General features: G+C 66.0%; 20 protein-coding genes. All 20 read right to left on the reverse strand.

All coding sequences use genetic code 11. The annotated features are described in order from the left end of the window. The 20 genes from rplE to AB0411_RS33335 all read right to left on the reverse strand — a co-directional run bounded on the left by rplE (position 1) and on the right by AB0411_RS33335 (position 16,450). Positions 1-561 carry a 50S ribosomal protein L5 gene (gene rplE, locus AB0411_RS33240; protein ID WP_086717611.1) on the reverse strand — a complete coding sequence of 187 codons (561 nt, stop codon included), beginning with the start codon at positions 559-561 and terminating at the stop codon, positions 1-3. Beyond that, complete coding sequence (gene rplX, locus AB0411_RS33245; RefSeq protein WP_086717609.1) at positions 561-884, reverse strand: 50S ribosomal protein L24; 324 nt, start codon at positions 882-884, stop codon at positions 561-563. The genes rplE and rplX overlap by 1 nt, the downstream gene beginning before the upstream one ends. A 3-nt stretch (positions 885-887) precedes the next feature. Beyond that, the gene (rplN, locus tag AB0411_RS33250) at positions 888-1,256 is read right to left on the reverse strand and encodes a 50S ribosomal protein L14 (protein WP_003992364.1); all 369 of its coding nucleotides are present in this window, start codon (positions 1,254-1,256) and stop codon (positions 888-890) included. Between the two features lie 106 nt (positions 1,257-1,362). Then, a complete protein-coding gene (gene rpsQ, locus AB0411_RS33255) occupies positions 1,363-1,644 on the reverse strand; it encodes a 30S ribosomal protein S17 (protein ID WP_006604882.1) in 282 nt (93 codons plus the stop codon). Then, positions 1,644-1,868 (reverse strand): 50S ribosomal protein L29, encoded by a 225-nt coding sequence (gene rpmC, locus AB0411_RS33260; RefSeq protein ID WP_033269705.1) that lies wholly within the window; start codon positions 1,866-1,868, stop codon positions 1,644-1,646. Before rpmC ends, rpsQ begins: the two co-directional genes overlap by 1 nt. Next, on the reverse strand, positions 1,868-2,287 hold the full coding sequence (rplP, locus tag AB0411_RS33265) for a 50S ribosomal protein L16 (protein ID WP_006604880.1): 420 nt from the start codon (positions 2,285-2,287) through the stop codon (positions 1,868-1,870). Before rplP ends, rpmC begins: the two co-directional genes overlap by 1 nt. A 5-nt stretch (positions 2,288-2,292) precedes the next feature. Further along, on the reverse strand, positions 2,293-3,120 hold the full coding sequence (rpsC, locus tag AB0411_RS33270) for a 30S ribosomal protein S3 (protein WP_030986147.1): 828 nt from the start codon (positions 3,118-3,120) through the stop codon (positions 2,293-2,295). Further along, the gene (rplV, locus tag AB0411_RS33275; protein WP_037839423.1) at positions 3,120-3,467 is read right to left on the reverse strand and encodes a 50S ribosomal protein L22; all 348 of its coding nucleotides are present in this window, start codon (positions 3,465-3,467) and stop codon (positions 3,120-3,122) included. Before rplV ends, rpsC begins: the two co-directional genes overlap by 1 nt. A 43-nt stretch (positions 3,468-3,510) precedes the next feature. After that, positions 3,511-3,792, reverse strand: coding sequence for a 30S ribosomal protein S19 (gene rpsS, locus AB0411_RS33280; protein WP_018090899.1), 282 nt, complete (start codon positions 3,790-3,792; stop codon positions 3,511-3,513). Between the two features lie 12 nt (positions 3,793-3,804). Then, positions 3,805-4,641: a 50S ribosomal protein L2 gene (gene rplB / locus AB0411_RS33285; RefSeq protein WP_018090900.1), complete on the reverse strand. Its 837-nt coding sequence runs from the start codon at positions 4,639-4,641 to the stop codon at positions 3,805-3,807. 39 nt (positions 4,642-4,680) lie between these two features. After that, the gene (rplW, locus tag AB0411_RS33290) at positions 4,681-5,004 is read right to left on the reverse strand and encodes a 50S ribosomal protein L23 (protein WP_006604875.1); all 324 of its coding nucleotides are present in this window, start codon (positions 5,002-5,004) and stop codon (positions 4,681-4,683) included. Then, a complete protein-coding gene (gene rplD / locus AB0411_RS33295; RefSeq protein WP_129295744.1) occupies positions 5,004-5,654 on the reverse strand; it encodes a 50S ribosomal protein L4 in 651 nt (216 codons plus the stop codon). Before rplD ends, rplW begins: the two co-directional genes overlap by 1 nt. 8 nt (positions 5,655-5,662) lie before the next feature. Further along, a complete protein-coding gene (rplC, locus tag AB0411_RS33300; RefSeq protein ID WP_018090903.1) occupies positions 5,663-6,307 on the reverse strand; it encodes a 50S ribosomal protein L3 in 645 nt (214 codons plus the stop codon). Between the two features lie 14 nt (positions 6,308-6,321). Continuing rightward, positions 6,322-6,630 carry a 30S ribosomal protein S10 gene (gene rpsJ / locus AB0411_RS33305; protein WP_004571821.1) on the reverse strand — a complete coding sequence of 103 codons (309 nt, stop codon included), beginning with the start codon at positions 6,628-6,630 and terminating at the stop codon, positions 6,322-6,324. A 445-nt stretch (positions 6,631-7,075) separates the two neighbouring features. Further along, positions 7,076-8,269: an elongation factor Tu gene (tuf, locus tag AB0411_RS33310; RefSeq protein ID WP_018090904.1), complete on the reverse strand. Its 1,194-nt coding sequence runs from the start codon at positions 8,267-8,269 to the stop codon at positions 7,076-7,078. Positions 8,270-8,424: 155 nt separating this feature from the next. Next, the gene (gene fusA, locus AB0411_RS33315; RefSeq protein WP_366420985.1) at positions 8,425-10,545 is read right to left on the reverse strand and encodes an elongation factor G; all 2,121 of its coding nucleotides are present in this window, start codon (positions 10,543-10,545) and stop codon (positions 8,425-8,427) included. A gap of 39 nt (positions 10,546-10,584) precedes the next feature. Continuing rightward, the gene (rpsG, locus tag AB0411_RS33320) at positions 10,585-11,055 is read right to left on the reverse strand and encodes a 30S ribosomal protein S7 (protein WP_004571813.1); all 471 of its coding nucleotides are present in this window, start codon (positions 11,053-11,055) and stop codon (positions 10,585-10,587) included. A gap of 2 nt (positions 11,056-11,057) precedes the next feature. Then, positions 11,058-11,429, reverse strand: coding sequence for a 30S ribosomal protein S12 (rpsL, locus tag AB0411_RS33325; RefSeq protein ID WP_003948652.1), 372 nt, complete (start codon positions 11,427-11,429; stop codon positions 11,058-11,060). A 401-nt stretch (positions 11,430-11,830) separates the two neighbouring features. Continuing rightward, on the reverse strand, positions 11,831-12,319 hold the full coding sequence (locus AB0411_RS33330) for a DUF1707 and DUF4190 domain-containing protein (RefSeq protein ID WP_366420986.1): 489 nt from the start codon (positions 12,317-12,319) through the stop codon (positions 11,831-11,833). A 231-nt stretch (positions 12,320-12,550) separates the two neighbouring features. Continuing rightward, the gene (locus AB0411_RS33335) at positions 12,551-16,450 is read right to left on the reverse strand and encodes a DNA-directed RNA polymerase subunit beta' (RefSeq protein WP_129295740.1); all 3,900 of its coding nucleotides are present in this window, start codon (positions 16,448-16,450) and stop codon (positions 12,551-12,553) included. Between the last annotated feature and the right edge of the window lie 52 nt (positions 16,451-16,502).

Genomic DNA, 16,502 nt, shown 5'->3' on the forward strand with positions numbered 1-16,502 from the left:
TCAGTTCTCCTTGAACGGGAAGCCGAGGTGACGAAGCAGGGCGCGGCCCTCATCGTCGTTGGACGCCGTGGTGACCACGGTGATGTCCATGCCCCGCGTCCGGTCGATCTTGTCCTGGTCGATCTCGTGGAACATGACCTGCTCCGTGAGACCGAAGGTGTAGTTGCCCCGACCGTCGAACTGCTTCGGGGACAGACCACGGAAGTCGCGGATGCGCGGCAGCGCCAGCGACAGCAGGCGGTCCAGGAACTCCCACATGCGGTCACCGCGGAGGGTGACGTGGGCACCGATCGGCTGGCCCTCGCGCAGCTTGAACTGCGCGATGGACTTACGGGCCTTGGTGACGGCCGGCTTCTGTCCGGTGATCGTGGTGAGGTCGCGGATGGCGCCCTCGATCAGCTTGGAGTCGCGGGCGGCGTCGCCCACACCCATGTTGACCACGATCTTGGTCAGACCGGGGATCTGCATGACGTTCTCGAGCGAGAACTCGTCCTTCAGCTTCCCGGCGATCTCTTCGCGGTAGCGCGTCTTGAGACGCGGCGCGTTGGTGGTGGCAGTCATCAGATGTCCTCACCGGTCCGCTTGGCAACGCGGATCTTGTTGCCCTCGTCGTCGAAGCGGTATCCGACGCGGGTGACGACCTTGTTGCCGTCCTTCTCCACGACGAGCTGAACGTTGCTCACGTGGATGGGGGCCTCGGTCGTCACGATGCCGCCGGTCTTCGAACCACGAGCGGTCTGTCCGGCCTTGGTGTGCTTCTTGACCCGGTTGACACCCTCGACCAGGACGCGGTCCTCGCGGGGGAAGGCCTGGACGACCTTGCCCTGCTTGCCCTTGTCCTTACCGGTGATGACCTGGACCAGGTCGCCCTTCTTGATCTTCATCGGTTACAGCACCTCCGGCGCGAGCGAGATGATCTTCATGAACTTCTTCTCGCGCAGCTCCCGGCCCACGGGGCCGAAGATGCGGGTGCCGCGGGGGTCGCCATCGTTCTTGAGGATGACGGCCGCGTTCTCGTCGAAGCGGATGTACGAGCCGTCGGGACGGCGGCGCTCCTTGACGGTCCGAACGATGACCGCCTTGATGACGTCACCCTTCTTCACGTTGCCACCGGGGATCGCATCCTTCACGGTGGCGACGATGACGTCACCGATGCCCGCGTAGCGGCGACCGGACCCACCGAGAACACGGATGCAAAGGATTTCCTTCGCACCAGTGTTGTCGGCGACCCGCAGTCGCGACTCCTGCTGGATCACGTCTATCTCCTGTGTGTCTGCCGGTTCCCGGCAGGGGCTTTCCTCTGCTGAGTGGGCCCCTGCCGAGCCTGGCGGAACTGTTCCTAGGGGGTCCCCCTAGGAGGGATTACTTGGCCTTCTCGAGGATCTCGACGATGCGCCAGCGCTTGGTGGCGGACAGCGGCCGGGTCTCCATCAGGAGGACGCGGTCGCCGACACCGGCAGCGTTCTGCTCGTCGTGCGCCTTGAGCTTGTTGGTACGGCGGATGACCTTGCCGTACAGCGCGTGCTTGACACGGTCCTCGACGGCGACGACGACGGTCTTGTCCATCTTGTCGCTGACGACGAGACCCTCACGGGTCTTGCGGAAACCGCGCTCGTTCGTCTCAGTCACATTCTTCTCGCTCATCAGGCGCTCTCCACCGTCTCGATGCCCAGCTCGCGCTCACGCATCAGGGTGTAGATCCGGGCGATGTCCTTACGGACGGACTTGAGCCGACCGTGGTTCTCGAGCTGTCCGGTCGCCGCCTGGAAGCGGAGGTTGAACAGCTCCTCCTTGGCCTCACGAAGCTTGGCAACGAGGTCCTCGTTGTTCAGCTCGCGCAGCTCGGTCGCCTTGATACCGGCCGCCATCACGACTCACCTGCCTCGCGCCGCACGATGCGGCACTTCATCGGAAGCTTGTGGGCGGCGCGGGTCAGCGCCTCCTTGGCAACCTTTTCGTTCGGGAAGGACAGCTCGAACATCACCCGACCGGGCTTGACGTTCGCGACCCACCACTCCGGAGAACCCTTACCGGAACCCATGCGGGTTTCGGCCGGCTTCTTCGTGAGCGGGCGGTCCGGGTAAATGTTGATCCAGACCTTGCCGCCACGCTTGATGTGACGGGTCATCGCGATACGAGCGGACTCGATCTGACGGTTCGTCACGTAAGCCGGGGTGACGGCCTGAATGCCGTACTCACCGAAGGCCAGCTCGGTGCCACCCTTGGCCATACCGCTGCGCTTCGGGTGGTGCTGCTTGCGGTGCTTGACCCTGCGAGGGATCAGCATGTCGGTCAGGCCTCCGTTCCGGGGGTCTCCGCCGGAGCAGCGGCAGCGGCCTCGGCCTTGGGGGCCTCGGCAGCGGCGGTCTGCTGCTGCGGCTTGCGGCCACCGCGGCCGCCACGCTCGCCACCGCGGCGCGGGCGGTCGTTGCCGCCACCGCGAGCCGGGCGGTTACCCGCACGGGCGGCAGCGTTCTCGGCACGCACCTCGGCGATGTTCTTGACGTCGCCCTTGTAGATCCAGACCTTCACGCCGATACGGCCGAAGGTGGTCTTGGCCTCGAAGAAGCCGTAGTCGACGTTCGCGCGGAGCGTGTGCAGGGGCACACGGCCCTCGCGGTAGAACTCCGAGCGGGACATCTCGGCGCCGCCGAGACGGCCGCCGCACTGGATCTTGATGCCCTTGGCGCCGGCCTTCATCGTCGACTGCATGCTCTTACGCATGGCCCGACGGAAGGAGACGCGGGAGGACAGCTGCTCGGCGACGGCCTGGGCCACCAGCTGAGCATCGGTCTCGGGGTTCTTGACCTCGAGGATGTTCAGCTGGACCTGCTTGCCGGTCAGCTTCTCCAGCTCGCCGCGGATGCGGTCCGCCTCGGCGCCGCGGCGGCCGATGACGATGCCCGGACGAGCGGTGTGGATGTCAACGCGGACGCGCTCACGGGTGCGCTCGATCTCCACCTTGGAGATACCGGCGCGCTCCATGCCCTTCGTCATCATGCGACGAATGGCGACGTCTTCCTTGACGTAGTCCTTGTACAGCTTGTCGGCGTACCAACGCGACTTGAAGTCGGTGGTGATGCCGAGCCGGAACCCGTGCGGGTTAACCTTCTGGCCCATTACCGGGTTCCTTCCTTGCTGCTGACGACCACGGTGATGTGGCTGGTCCGCTTGCGGATCCGGTAGGCACGGCCCTGGGCACGCGGACGGAACCGCTTCAGGGTCGGGCCCTCGTCGACGTACGCCTCGGAAATGACGAGGCTGCCGGCGTCGGTGTGGTCGTAGTTGTGCGCGGCGTTGGCAATGGCGCTGTCCAGCACCTTGCCCACCGGCACGCTCGCGGCCTGCGGGGCGAAACGCAGGACCGCCTGAGCCTCCGTGGCATTCATGCCACGGATAAGGTCCACCACGCGGCGGGCCTTCATGGGCGTGACGCGGATGTACCGCGCCTGGGCCCTGGCTTCCATGGTTGTCCCTTCGGTGTCAGTCATAGTCTTCGCACTCCGCCGATCAACGACGCCGCGACTTGCGGTCGTCCTTCTCGTGGCCGCGGAAGGTGCGGGTCGGCGCAAACTCGCCGAGCTTGTGGCCGACCATCGACTCGGTGACGAACACCGGGACGTGCTTGCGGCCGTCGTGCACCGCGATCGTGTGGCCGAGCATGGCCGGGACGATCATGGAGCGGCGGGACCAGGTCTTGATGACGTTCTTGGTGCCGGCATCGTTCTGAACATCCACCTTCTTGGAAAGGTGGTCGTCGACGAAGGGCCCCTTCTTGAGACTGCGCGGCATCTAAACCCGCTCCTAGCGCTTCTTGTTCGTCTTGCGGCGGCGGACGATGTACTTGTTGCTCGCCTTCTTCGGCGAACGAGTACGACCCTCCTTCTGACCCCACGGCGAGACCGGGTGGCGACCACCGGAGGTCTTGCCCTCACCACCACCGTGCGGGTGGTCGACGGGGTTCATCACGACACCACGCACGGTCGGGCGGACGCCCTTCCAGCGCATGCGGCCGGCCTTGCCCCAGTTGATGTTCGACTGCTCGGCGTTGCCGACCTCGCCGACGGTGGCGCGGCAGCGCACGTCGACCAGGCGGATCTCACCGGACGGCATACGAAGGTGGGCCATGCGGCCCTCCTTCGCCAGCAGCTGCACGGAGGCACCGGCCGAGCGGGCGAACTTCGCACCGCCGCCCGGACGCAGCTCGATCGCGTGGATCGTCGTACCCACGGGGATGTGGCGCAGCGGCAGGTTGTTGCCCGGCTTGATGTCGGCGCCAGGGCCGTTCTCAATCCGAGCACCCTGGGCCAGGCCACGGGGCGCGATGATGTAGCGCTTCTCGCCGTCTGCGTAGTGCAGGAGCGCGATGCGCGCAGTGCGGTTCGGGTCGTACTCGATGTGCGCGACCTTGGCCGGCACGCCGTCCTTGTCGTGACGACGGAAGTCGATCACTCGGTAGGCGCGCTTGTGGCCACCGCCCTGGTGGCGAACGGTCACACGACCGGCGTTGTTACGGCCGCCCTTGCTGTGCAGCGGGCGGACCAGCGACTTCTCCGGCGTGGACCGCGTGATCTCGACAAAGTCGGCGACGCTGGAGCCACGACGGCCCGGGGTCGTCGGCTTGTACTTGCGGATACCCATTTCTCAGTCCTCGTCCGATTCCGGACGACTCGGACTCCGTTAGGAGACCGGGCCGCCGAAGATGTCGATACGGTCGCCCTCGGCGAGGGTCACGATGGCGCGCTTGGTGTTCGCGCGCTTGCCGTAACCGGTGCGGGTGCGCTTGCGCTTGCCCTGCCGGTTGATCGTGTTGACCCCGGTGACCTTGACCGAGAAGACCGCCTCGACGGCCTGCTTGATCTGGGTCTTGTTGCTGCCGGGCGCGACGATGAACGTGTACTTGTTCTCGTCCAGCAGCGCGTAGCTCTTCTCCGAGACAACCGGCTTGACGAGCACGTCACGCGGGTCCGAGAAGGTCTTGCTGGTGACGACGGCCTCAGTCATCAGGCGTCGCTCCCTTCGGTCTCAGCGGCCTTGGGGCCAGACACGAAGGACTCGAAGGCGGCCTTGGTGAAGACCACGTCGTCGGAGACGAGCACGTCGTACGTGTTCAGCTGGCCCGGCTCCAGGATGTGAACCTGGGGCAGGTTGCGGGCGGACAGCCACGCGGCCTCGTCGCTGCGCTCGGCGACCAGGAGCACGTTCTTGCGCTCGCTGACCTTGCCGAGGAGAGTCTTGGCGGCCTTGGTGGAGATGTCGCCCTCGACCACGCCGGAAACGACGTGGATACGGCTGTTGCGGGCCCGGTCGGTGAGGGCACCGCGCAGGGCGGCGACCTTCATCTTCTTCGGGGTCCGCTGGCTGTAGTCACGCGGCACGGGGCCGTGGACGATGCCACCGCCGGCAAACTGCGGCGCACGGGTCGAACCCTGACGCGCCCGGCCGGTGCCCTTCTGGCGGTACGGCTTCTTGCCACCGCCGCGGACCTCGCCGCGAGTCTTGGTCTTGTGCGTGCCCTGACGGGCCGCGGCCAGCTGCGCGACAACGACCTGGTGGATCAGCGGAACGCTGACCTTGGCGTCGAAGATCTCCGTGGGGAGCTCGACGCTACCGGCCTTGTCGCCTGCCGGCGAAAGGATGTCAATGGTGCTCATCGGTTACCTCAGGCCCCCTTGGCCGCGGTACGGACCAGGACGAGGCCGCCGTTCGGACCAGGAACTGCGCCCTTGATGAGCAGCAGACCCTTCTCCGCGTCAACGGCATGGACGGTCAGGTTCTGGGTGGTGACCCGCTCATTGCCCATACGGCCGGCCATCCGCATGCCCTTGAACACGCGGCCCGGGGTGGCGCAGCCACCGATGGAGCCAGGCTTACGGTGCACGCGGTGGGCACCGTGGGAGGCCTTGCCGCCATGGAAGCCGTGACGCTTCATGACACCGGCGAAGCCCTTGCCCTTGCTCTTGCCGGTCACGTCCACCTTGACGCCGGACTCGAAGGTCTCAGCGGTCAGCTCCTGGCCGAGGGTGTACTCACCGGCGTCGGTGGTACGGACCTCGACGAGGTGACGACGGGGGGTGACGTCGGCCTTCGCGAAGTGGCCCTTGAGGGGCTTGTTCACCTTGCGCGGGTCGATCTCGCCGAAGGCGATCTGGACGGAGTCGTAACCGTCCTGGTCATTGGTGCGCACCTGGGTAACGACACAGGGGCCGGCCTTCACCACGGTCACCGGGACGACACGGTTGTTCTCGTCCCAGACCTGGGTCATGCCGAGCTTCTCGCCCAGGATGCCCTTGATCTGCTTAGCCATCTCTTCCGCGCCTCTCAGAGCTTGATCTCGATGTCAACGCCGGCCGGAAGGTCCAGGCGCATCAGCGAGTCAACGGTCTTGGGCGTCGGGTCGAGGATGTCGATCAGGCGCTTGTGCGTGCGCATCTCGAAGTGCTCGCGCGAGTCCTTGTACTTGTGCGGCGACTTGATGACGCAGTACACGTTCTTTTCAGTGGGCAGCGGCACCGGGCCCGCGACCGACGCACCAGTACGGGTCACCGTCTCGACGATCTTCTTCGCCGACGTGTCGATGACCTCGTGGTCGTAGGCCTTGAGCCGGATGCGGATCTTCTGTCCCGCCATGGCTACTTCGTAGTCCTGTCTCTCGTAACGCTCTGGGACCCGGTGCGCTGCGCTTCCTGGGAAGCGCCGTTCTTCTCCGACCCACGCGGTCGGGCGTGTCGCACCCCTTCCCGTAAATCCCCACAGGGAGGATCCTTCGAGAAGGAGAAGGCAGGGGAAGAACACCCACCGGGTGCCTGGCCGAGGCACCCCGCTGACGCTTCCCGGAAGATTCCCGTATTTCCGGCCCTGAGAAGGGACGACGAATACCTGGGACTCGCTTCCAGTCCTCCCGGCGGGAGGCGCGCAGCATCGGCACTCAACCGAGCAACCTGGACAGTGTGCCATACCCGGGACGCCCAAGGCCAATCGGACCCAACTGTCAAGGAGCCCCGCCCACCTGATGGTGAGCGGGGCTCCTTGTGAGCTCCGGGGAGCTACGACCGGATCAACCGGATCAGCGAAATTACTTCGTGATCTTGGTGACCTGGCCGGCGCCGACGGTCCGGCCACCCTCACGGATGGCGAACTTCAGGCCCTCCTCCATGGCGACCGGCTGGATCAGCTCGACCGACATCTCGGTGTTGTCGCCCGGCATGACCATCTCGGTGCCCTCGGGGAGGGTCACGACGCCGGTCACGTCCGTGGTACGGAAGTAGAACTGCGGGCGGTAGTTGTTGAAGAACGGGGTGTGGCGGCCACCCTCGTCCTTCGACAGGATGTACGCCTGGGCCTCGAACGAGGTGTGCGGCGTGACCGAGCCCGGCTTGATGATGACCTGGCCGCGCTCGACGTCCTCGCGCTTGATGCCACGGAGGAGCAGACCGACGTTCTCACCGGCCTGGCCCTCGTCGAGGAGCTTCCGGAACATCTCGATGCCGGTGACCGTGGTGGTGGTCTTCTCGGTCTTGATGCCGATGATGTCGACGGTCTCGTTGACCTTGAGGACACCACGCTCGATACGACCGGTGACAACGGTGCCACGGCCGGTGATCGTGAAGACGTCCTCGATCGGCATCAGGAACGGCTTGTCGACGTCACGCTCGGGCTGCGGGATCGACTCGTCGACCGCGTTCATGAGCTTGAGGACGGAGTCGCCCCACTCCTTGTCGCCCTCGAGCGCCTTGAGCGCCGAGACCTTGACGACCGGAACGTCGTCGCCGGGGAACTCGTACTCGGAGAGGAGCTCACGGACCTCGAGCTCGACGAGCTCCAGGATCTCCTCGTCGTCCACCATGTCGGCCTTGTTCAGGGCGACAACGATGTAGGGAACGCCGACCTGGCGGGCCAGGAGCACGTGCTCCTTGGTCTGCGGCATCGGGCCGTCGGTGGCGGCGACCACCAGGATGGCGCCGTCCATCTGCGCCGCACCGGTGATCATGTTCTTGATGTAGTCCGCGTGACCGGGGCAGTCGACGTGGGCGTAGTGACGGTTCTCCGTCTGGTACTCGACGTGCGCGATGGAGATGGTGATACCGCGCTGGCGCTCCTCAGGAGCCTTGTCGATCTGGTCGAAGGCCGAGGCCTCGTTCAGGTCCGGGTACGCGTCGTGCAGCACCTTGGTAATGGCGGCCGTGAGGGTCGTCTTACCGTGGTCAATGTGACCGATGGTGCCGATGTTGACGTGCGGCTTAGTCCGCTCGAACTTCGCCTTCGCCACTGGTTCCTCCTGAAGTGGTTCTGTACGCCTTACTCATCGGCGCCAGGTGATCTTTGCTGGGATGCCGGCTGACGGGGCAATCCTCACGGATTGCGGGGATTACCCCGTCAGACGGTGTCAAGCCTAAAGCGTGTTCCGGCTCTCGGGAGACGGAGCTACTCGCCCTTGGCCTTCGCGATGATCTCCTCGGCGACGTTCCGGGGAACCTCGGCGTAGGAGTCGAACTGCATCGAGTAGCTTGCGCGACCCGACGTCTTGCTGCGGAGGTCTCCGACGTAGCCGAACATCTCCGACAGGGGGACCAGGCCCGTGACGAGCTTGGCGCCGCTGCGGTCCTCCATGGACTGGATCTGACCACGGCGGGAGTTGATGTCGCCGATCACGTCGCCCATGTAGTCCTCGGGCGTGGTGACCTCGACCTTCATCATCGGCTCGAGCAGGGCCGGGGAGGCCTTGCGGGCGGCCTCCTTGAAGGCCATCGAACCGGCGATCTTGAAGGCCATTTCCGAGGAGTCGACCTCGTGGAAGGCACCGTCGAGCAGGGTGACCTTGACACCGGTCAGCGGGTAGCCGGCGAGAACACCGAACTCCATGGCCTCCTGGCAGCCCGCGTCCACGGACGGGATGTACTCCCGCGGGATACGGCCACCGGTGACCTTGTTCTCGAACTCGTACCCGTCGCCCTCGAGCGGCGCGATCGCGATCTGCACCTTCGCGAACTGGCCGGAACCACCAGTCTGCTTCTTGTGCGTGTAGTCGAGACGCTCGACCGGCTTGCGCAGGGTCTCGCGGTAGGCGACCTGCGGCTTGCCGACGTTGGCCTCGACCCGGAACTCACGCTTCATACGGTCGACCAGCACGTCGAGGTGCAGCTCGCCCATACCCGCGATGATGGTCTGGCCGGTCTCCTCGTCGGTGTGCACCTGGAACGAGGGGTCCTCTTCGGCGAGACGCTGGATGGCGACACCCAGCTTCTCCTGGTCGCCCTTGGACTTGGGCTCGATGGCGACCTGGATGACCGGTGCGGGGAACTCCATCGACTCCAGGATGACCTGGTTGGAGGCGTCGCAGAGGGTCTCACCGGTGGTGGTCTGCTTCAGACCCATGACGGCGACGATGTCACCGGCACCCACCGACTCGATCTCCTCACGCTTGTTCGCGTGCATCCGGTAGATCTTGCCGATGCGCTCCTTCTTGCCCTTCACCGAGTTCTGCACCTGCGAGCCGGCCTCGAGGCGGCCCGAGTACACCCGGATGAAGGTGAGCTTGCCCAGGTGGGGGTCGCTCGCAATCTTGAACGCAAGAGCGGACAGCGGCTCGTCCTCGGACGGGCGGCGCTTGATGACCTCTTCCGGGTCGTTGACCGCGTGGCCTTCGATGGCCTCGACGTCCAACGGGGAGGGGAGGTAGCGCACGACCGCGTCGAGCAGGGGCTGGACGCCCTTGTTCTTGAACGCGGTACCGCAGAACACCGGCGTGACGGTGGTGTTCTCGGCCTTGCCCGAAGCGATGGTGATCCGGCGGATCGCCGCGTAGAGCTGCTCCACGGTGGGCTCCTGGCCCTCCAGGTACAGCTCCATGATCTCTTCATCGTTCTCGGCAACGGCCTCGAGCAGCTTGCCGCGCCACTCGTCGGCAGCCTCGATGTGCGTGTCCGGGATGTCGACGGTGTCGTACATCTCGCCCTTGGCGGCCTCGGCCGACCAGACCAGGGCCTTCATGGTGACGAGGTCGACGACGCCCTTGAAGTCCGCCTCGGTGCCGATCGGCAGCTGCATCACGATCGGGGTCGCGCCCAGGCGGTCCACGATCATGTCGACGCAGCGGTGGAACTCGGCACCCGTGCGGTCGAGCTTGTTGACGAAGCAGATACGCGGCACGCCGTAGCGGTCCGCCTGACGCCAAACGGTCTCGGACTGCGGCTCGACACCGGCGACGCCGTCGAACACCGTCACCGCACCGTCCAGGACGCGCAGCGAGCGCTCCACCTCGACCGTGAAGTCGACGTGGCCCGGGGTGTCGATGATGTTGATGGTGTTGTCGACGTCTTCCAGCGGCCAGTGGCAGGTCGTCGCGGCAGACGTGATGGTGATGCCGCGCTCCTGCTCCTGCTCCATCCAGTCCATCGTGGCAGCGCCGTCGTGGACCTCACCGATCTTGTACGAAACGCCGGTGTAGAACAGGATCCGCTCGGTGGTGGTCGTCTTGCCCGCGTCGATGTGGGCCATGATCCCGATATTGCGGACCTTGGCCAGGTCAAGCGAAGTGGTGGCCATAGTGGCTCAATCTTCTCTCGGTCTCGATGTGGGTTGCGACTACCAGCGGTAGTGCGCGAAGGCCTTGTTGGACTCGGCCATCTTGTGCGTGTCCTCACGCTTCTTGACCGAAGCGCCGAGGCCGTTGGAGGCGTCGAGCAGTTCGTTCATGAGGCGCTCGGTCATGGTCTTCTCGCGGCGGGCGCGGGAGTAGCCCACGAGCCAGCGCAGCGAGAGCGTGGCGGCGCGGCCGGGCTTGACCTCGACCGGGACCTGGTAGGTCGCGCCACCGACACGGCGGGACTTGACCTCAAGGGTCGGCTTGATGTTCTCGAGCGCGCGCTTGAGCGTGATGACCGGGTCGTTACCGGTCTTCTCGCGCAGACCCTCCATGGCGCCGTAAACGATGCGCTCGGCGGTGGAGCGCTTTCCGTTCAGCAGCACCTTGTTGATGAGGGAGGTCACCAGAGGAGAACCGTAGACCGGGTCGATGATGACCGGGCGCTTCGGGGCGGGGCCCTTACGAGGCATTCTTACTTCTCCTTCTTGGCGCCGTAGCGGCTGCGAGCCTGCTTGCGGTTCTTGACGCCCTGCGTGTCGAGGGAGCCGCGGATGATCTTGTACCGAACACCCGGCAGGTCCTTCACACGACCACCACGCACGAGCACGATCGAGTGCTCCTGCAGGTTGTGGCCCTCACCCGGAATGTAAGCGGTGACCTCGATCCCGCTGGTCAGACGCACACGCGCGACCTTACGCAGGGCCGAGTTCGGCTTCTTCGGGGTGGTCGTGAAAACACGCGTGCAGACGCCACGGCGCTGGGGGGAACCCTCGAGCGCGGGCGTCTTGTTCTTCTCGACCTTGTCCTGCCGGCCCTTGCGGACCAGCTGCTGGATCGTAGGCACCGTTTCTCCGGTTTCTGTGTGCCAGTCTCGGTAAAGCTAACCTGGAACATTCCCCGACCCACGCGGTCGGGTGTGTCGAATACTGCAGTCCGGTCCCTCGCTGGAACGAGTGAGGCGGCAGATTGCGGTGTCGAAACCCGGCTTCCGTACAGTCGCGCTCCAGGCCAGAGGCGGAGGAGTGTGCGCGCACGGCAGCCCAGGGACACCCCAGGCACAAGGTCAGAGCGTACCTACCGCATGGGCTGCGGTCAAAACAAATGCACACGCGAAGGACACGCCGGACTCCTCACGGCGTTGCGGTCACCGTAGTGCGATCGGCGACCGTACGGAAGAAGGCGCCCCGCCACCGCCGAACGGGGCTGCCGCCGCACGCCCGCCGGCGCCGCGGCCCGCTGCCCCGGTCACAGATTGACCGCCGCCGCCAGGACGAAGACCAGCAGGAACAGCGCCCACCCGCCGATCGCCAGCCAGCCCAGCACCAGCCCCGTGATCGCCTGGCCGTCACCGCGCTCGCCGGTGCGGCGGATCTCGGCGCGTGCCTTGTGGCCCAGGATCACCGCGGGGATCGCCGTCAGCCCCCAGGTCACCGGCGTCATGATCCCGCAGACCAGCGCGCCCGTCGCCGAGCTGTTGGTGTGCACCGGCACCGGCATCTGCATCGGCATCGGCATGAACGTCGCCGGCACCATCGGCCGCTGCGGCACGAACTGTGCCTGCGGCACCGGCCCCTGCGGAAGATCCGCGACCAGCATCTGCAGCTCGGCGTGCGTCTGCGCCTTGTAGGCCCGCGTGATCCGCTGCTCGTACTCCGGCTGCTGCAGCCGCCCCTCGGCGAAGCCCGCCTTGAGCACATCGACCGTCCGCTCACGATCGGCGTGCGAGGCACGCATGGCAGGCACCTGATGCGACGGCTGAGCCGGCTGCCCGCCCTGCCACGGCTGGAATGCCACTTCGCGAACCTCCCCCCGCTCGACAGTTCTCCCCATCTTCTCATCACAGACGCAGCAATGGGAGGACAAGTTCCCCCGCACGGCCCTCAACCCCGGGGAAAGCGCCGGCAACGCCGCAGGGCGGCCATCCCGTAAGGGATGACCGCCCTGTTGCTGTCGTACGGACCAGGATTACTGGTTGTACGGACCGTAGTCGTAGTCCTCCAGCGGGACCGCCTGGCCGGAGCCGGTGCCGAAGGGCGAGTAGTCGATGTCGTCGTAACCGACGGCCGAGTACATCGCGGCCTTGGCCTCCTCGGTGGGCTCGACCCGGATGTTGCGGTAGCGGGACAGGCCCGTACCGGCCGGGATGAGCTTACCGATGATGACGTTCTCCTTGAGGCCGATCAGGGAGTCCGACTTGGCGTTGATCGCCGCGTCGGTCAGGACCCTGGTCGTCTCCTGGAAGGACGCCGCCGACAGCCAGGACTCGGTGGCCAGCGAAGCCTTGGTGATACCCATCAGCTGCGGACGGCCGGAGGCCGGGTGGCCGCCTTCCGCCACGACGCGACGGTTCTCGCCCTCGAACTTCGTGCGCTCCACCAGCTCGCCCGGCAGCAGCTCCGCGTCGCCGGACTCGATGATCGTCACACGGCGCAGCATCTGCCGGATGATGATCTCGATGTGCTTGTCGTGGATCGCCACGCCCTGGCTGTTGTAGACCTTCTGGACCTCGCCGACCAGGTGGACCTGGACGGCACGCTGGCCGAGGATCCGCAGCACGTCGTGCGGGTTGACGGCACCCACGGTCATCGGCTGGCCGACCGTGACGTGGTCGCCCTCGCCCACCAGGAGACGGGCACGCTTGGAGACGCCGTAGGCCATCTCGTCGCTGCCGTCGTCCGGGGTGACGACGACCTTCTTGGTCTTCTCGGTCTCCTCGATCCGGACGCGGCCGGCCGCCTCCGAGATCGGGGCGACACCCTTGGGCGTACGGGCCTCGAAGAGCTCGACGACACGCGGCAGACCCAGGGTGATGTCGTCACCGGCCACACCACCGGTGTGGAAGGTACGCATCGTCAGCTGGGTGCCGGGCTCACCGATGGACTGGGCGGCGATGATGCCGACCGCCTCACCGATGTCGACCAGCTTGCCGGTGGCCAGCGAACGGCCGTAGCAGAAGGCACAGGTGCCGACCGCGGACTCACAGGTCAGGACCGAGCGGGTCTTGACCTCCTCGACGCCCGCGTTGACCAGCGCGTCGATGAGCACGTCACCGAGGTCCACGTTGGCCGGCGCGACGACCTTGCCGTCGACGACGACGTCCTCGGCGAGCATGCGGGCGTAGACGCTGGACTCGACGTCGTCCGCCTTGCGCAGGACACCGGCGGCGTCCTTCGAGGCGATCCGCAGCTTGAGGCCGCGCTCGGTGCCGCAGTCCTCCTCGCGGATGATGACGTCCTGGGAGACGTCGACCAGACGACGGGTGAGGTAACCGGAGTCGGCGGTACGCAGAGCGGTGTCCGCCAGACCCTTACGGGCACCGTGGGTGGAGATGAAGTACTCCAGCACGGACAGACCCTCGCGGAACGAGGCCTTAATGGGACGCGGGATGGTCTCGTTCTTCGCGTTCGACACCAGACCACGCATACCCGCGATCTGCCGCATCTGCATCATGTTTCCTCGGGCACCCGAGTCAACCATCATGAAGATGGGGTTCGTCTTGGGGAAGTTCTCATTCATCGCCTCGGAGACCTCGTTGGTCGCCTTGGTCCAGATGTTGATGAGTTCCTGCGTGCGCTCGTCCTTGGTGATCAGACCGCGCTCGTACTGCTTCTGGACCTTCTCGTCCTGGGCCTCGTAGCCCGCGACGATGGCCTTCTTGGCCTCCGGCACGACGATGTCCGAGACGGCGACGGTGACGCCGGAACGGGTCGCCCAGTGGAAACCGGCCGCCTTCAGGTTGTCGAGCGTCGCCGCCACGATGACCTTGGGGTAGCGCTCGGCCAGGTCGTTGACGATCGCGGAGAGCTGCTTCTTGCCCACCGAGTAGTCGACGAACGGGTAGTCCTCGGGCAGCAGCTCGTTGAAGAGCGCGCGGCCCAGGGTCGTCCGCAGCCGGAAGCTGTCACCCTGCTGCCACTCGGGCTCGCCCTCCTCCGGAACCGGCGGGGTCCAGCCGCGGGGCGGGACGGTGCCGATCGGGAAGCGGATGTCGACCTTCGCCTGCAGCGAGAGCTCACGGGCGTCGAAGGCCATGATGGCCTCGGCGACCGAGCCGAAGGCCCGGCCCTCGCCCTTGACCTCACGCTCCTCTTCATCCGTGGTGAGGAAGAAGAGGCCGAGCACCATGTCCTGGGTCGGCATGGTGACCGGACGGCCGTCGGCCGGCTTGAGGATGTTGTTCGAGGACAGCATCAGGATGCGGGCCTCGGCCTGGGCCTCCGCGGACAGCGGGAGGTGGACGGCCATCTGGTCACCGTCGAAGTCCGCGTTGAACGCGGTGCAGACGAGCGGGTGAATCTGAATGGCCTTGCCCTCGACCAGCTGCGGCTCGAAGGCCTGGATGCCCAGACGGTGCAGCGTGGGCGCACGGTTCAGCAGCACCGGGTGCTCGGCGATGACCTCTTCGAGCACGTCGTAGACGACCGTGCGGCCGCGCTCGACCATGCGCTTGGCCGACTTGATGTTCTGCGCGTGGTTGAGGTCCACCAGGCGCTTCATCACGAACGGCTTGAAGAGCTCCAGCGCCATGGCCTTGGGCAGACCGCACTGGTGCAGCTTGAGCTGCGGGCCGACGACGATGACGGAACGCGCCGAGTAGTCGACTCGCTTACCGAGCAGGTTCTGACGGAAGCGGCCCTGCTTGCCCTTCAGCATGTCGCTGAGGGACTTCAGCGGGCGGTTACCGGGACCGGTGACCGGACGGCCGCGGCGGCCGTTGTCGAACAGCGCGTCGACGGCCTCCTGCAGCATCCGCTTCTCGTTGTTCACGATGATCTCGGGCGCGCCGAGGTCGAGAAGCCGCTTCAGACGGTTGTTGCGGTTGATCACACGGCGGTACAGGTCGTTCAGGTCGGAGGTCGCGAAGCGGCCACCGTCCAGCTGCACCATCGGACGCAGGTCCGGCGGGATCACCGGGATGCAGTCCAGCACCATGCCCTTGGGGCTGTTGCGGGTCTGCAGGAAGGCGGAGACGACCTTGAGGCGCTTGAGCGCACGGGTCTTCTTCTGGCCCTTGCCGGTACGGATGATCTCGCGGAGGCGCTCGGCCTCCTCGTCGAGGTCGAAGGTCTCCAGGCGCTTCTGCAGGGCAGCGGCACCCATGGAGCCGTCGAAGTACGTGCCGAAGCGGTCACGCAGCTCGCGGTAGAGCAGCTCGTCGCCCTCGAGGTCCTGGACCTTGAGGTTCTTGAAGCGGCTCCAGACCTCGTCGAGACGGTCGATCTCGCGCTGCGCACGGTCGCGCAGCTGCTTCATCTCACGCTCGGCACCCTCGCGCACCTTGCGGCGCACGTCGGCCTTGGCGCCCTCGGCCTCCAGCTCGGCCAGGTCGGTCTCGAGCTTCTTGGCGCGGGCCTCCAGGTCGGAGTCGCGGCGCTGCTCGATCTGCTGGCGCTCGACGGAGACGTGGGCCTCCAGCGAGGGCAGGTCGCGCGTACGGCGCTCCTCGTCCACCCACGTGATCATGTAGGCGGCGAAGTAGATGACCTTCTCGAGGTCCTTGGGGGCGAGGTCCAGCAGGTAGCCCAGCCGGCTCGGCACACCCTTGAAGTACCAGATGTGGGTCACGGGAGCGGCAAGCTCGATGTGGCCCATCCGCTCACGCCGCACCTTGGCGCGAGTGACCTCGACGCCGCAGCGCTCGCAGATGATGCCCTTGAAGCGGACGCGCTTGTACTTACCGCAGTAGCACTCCCAGTCCCGGGTCGGACCGAAGATCTTCTCGCAGAAGAGTCCGTCCTTTTCGGGCTTGAGGGTGCGGTAGTTGATGGTCTCGGGCTTCTTGACCTCGCCGTGGCTCCACTGACGGATGTCGTCAGCGGTGGCCAGACCGATCCGGAGCTCATCGAAGAAGTTGACGTCGAGCACTATGCGTCAATCCCTCTCAGGGTTGTAAGTCTTGGGGTCTGAAACGGGGGTC

Source organism: Streptomyces angustmyceticus (assembly GCF_040701845.1).
GTDB lineage: Bacteria > Actinomycetota > Actinomycetes > Streptomycetales > Streptomycetaceae > Streptomyces > Streptomyces angustmyceticus_A.

What these genes read in the sequence shown, in the direction of transcription:
- rplE (WP_086717611.1), bottom strand. Translation starts at nt 561, where the DNA reads ATGACTGCCACCACCAACGCGCCGCGTCTCAAGACGCGCTACCGCGAA.
- rplX (WP_086717609.1), bottom strand. Translation starts at nt 884, where the DNA reads ATGAAGATCAAGAAGGGCGACCTGGTCCAGGTCATCACCGGTAAGGAC.
- rpsQ (WP_006604882.1), bottom strand. Translation starts at nt 1,644, where the DNA reads ATGAGCGAGAAGAATGTGACTGAGACGAACGAGCGCGGTTTCCGCAAG.
- rpmC (WP_033269705.1), bottom strand. Translation starts at nt 1,868, where the DNA reads ATGGCGGCCGGTATCAAGGCGACCGAGCTGCGCGAGCTGAACAACGAG.
- rplP (WP_006604880.1), bottom strand. Translation starts at nt 2,287, where the DNA reads ATGCTGATCCCTCGCAGGGTCAAGCACCGCAAGCAGCACCACCCGAAG.
- rpsC (WP_030986147.1), bottom strand. Translation starts at nt 3,120, where the DNA reads ATGGGCCAGAAGGTTAACCCGCACGGGTTCCGGCTCGGCATCACCACC.
- rplV (WP_037839423.1), bottom strand. Translation starts at nt 3,467, where the DNA reads ATGGAAGCCAGGGCCCAGGCGCGGTACATCCGCGTCACGCCCATGAAG.
- rpsS (WP_018090899.1), bottom strand. Translation starts at nt 3,792, where the DNA reads ATGCCGCGCAGTCTCAAGAAGGGGCCCTTCGTCGACGACCACCTTTCC.
- rplB (WP_018090900.1), bottom strand. Translation starts at nt 4,641, where the DNA reads ATGGGTATCCGCAAGTACAAGCCGACGACCCCGGGCCGTCGTGGCTCC.
- rplW (WP_006604875.1), bottom strand. Translation starts at nt 5,004, where the DNA reads ATGACTGAGGCCGTCGTCACCAGCAAGACCTTCTCGGACCCGCGTGAC.
- rplD (WP_129295744.1), bottom strand. Translation starts at nt 5,654, where the DNA reads ATGAGCACCATTGACATCCTTTCGCCGGCAGGCGACAAGGCCGGTAGC.
- rplC (WP_018090903.1), bottom strand. Translation starts at nt 6,307, where the DNA reads ATGGCTAAGCAGATCAAGGGCATCCTGGGCGAGAAGCTCGGCATGACC.
- rpsJ (WP_004571821.1), bottom strand. Translation starts at nt 6,630, where the DNA reads ATGGCGGGACAGAAGATCCGCATCCGGCTCAAGGCCTACGACCACGAG.
- fusA (WP_366420985.1), bottom strand. Translation starts at nt 10,545, where the DNA reads ATGGCCACCACTTCGCTTGACCTGGCCAAGGTCCGCAATATCGGGATC.
- rpsG (WP_004571813.1), bottom strand. Translation starts at nt 11,055, where the DNA reads ATGCCTCGTAAGGGCCCCGCCCCGAAGCGCCCGGTCATCATCGACCCG.
- AB0411_RS33330 (WP_366420986.1), bottom strand. Translation starts at nt 12,319, where the DNA reads ATGCGTGCCTCGCACGCCGATCGTGAGCGGACGGTCGATGTGCTCAAG.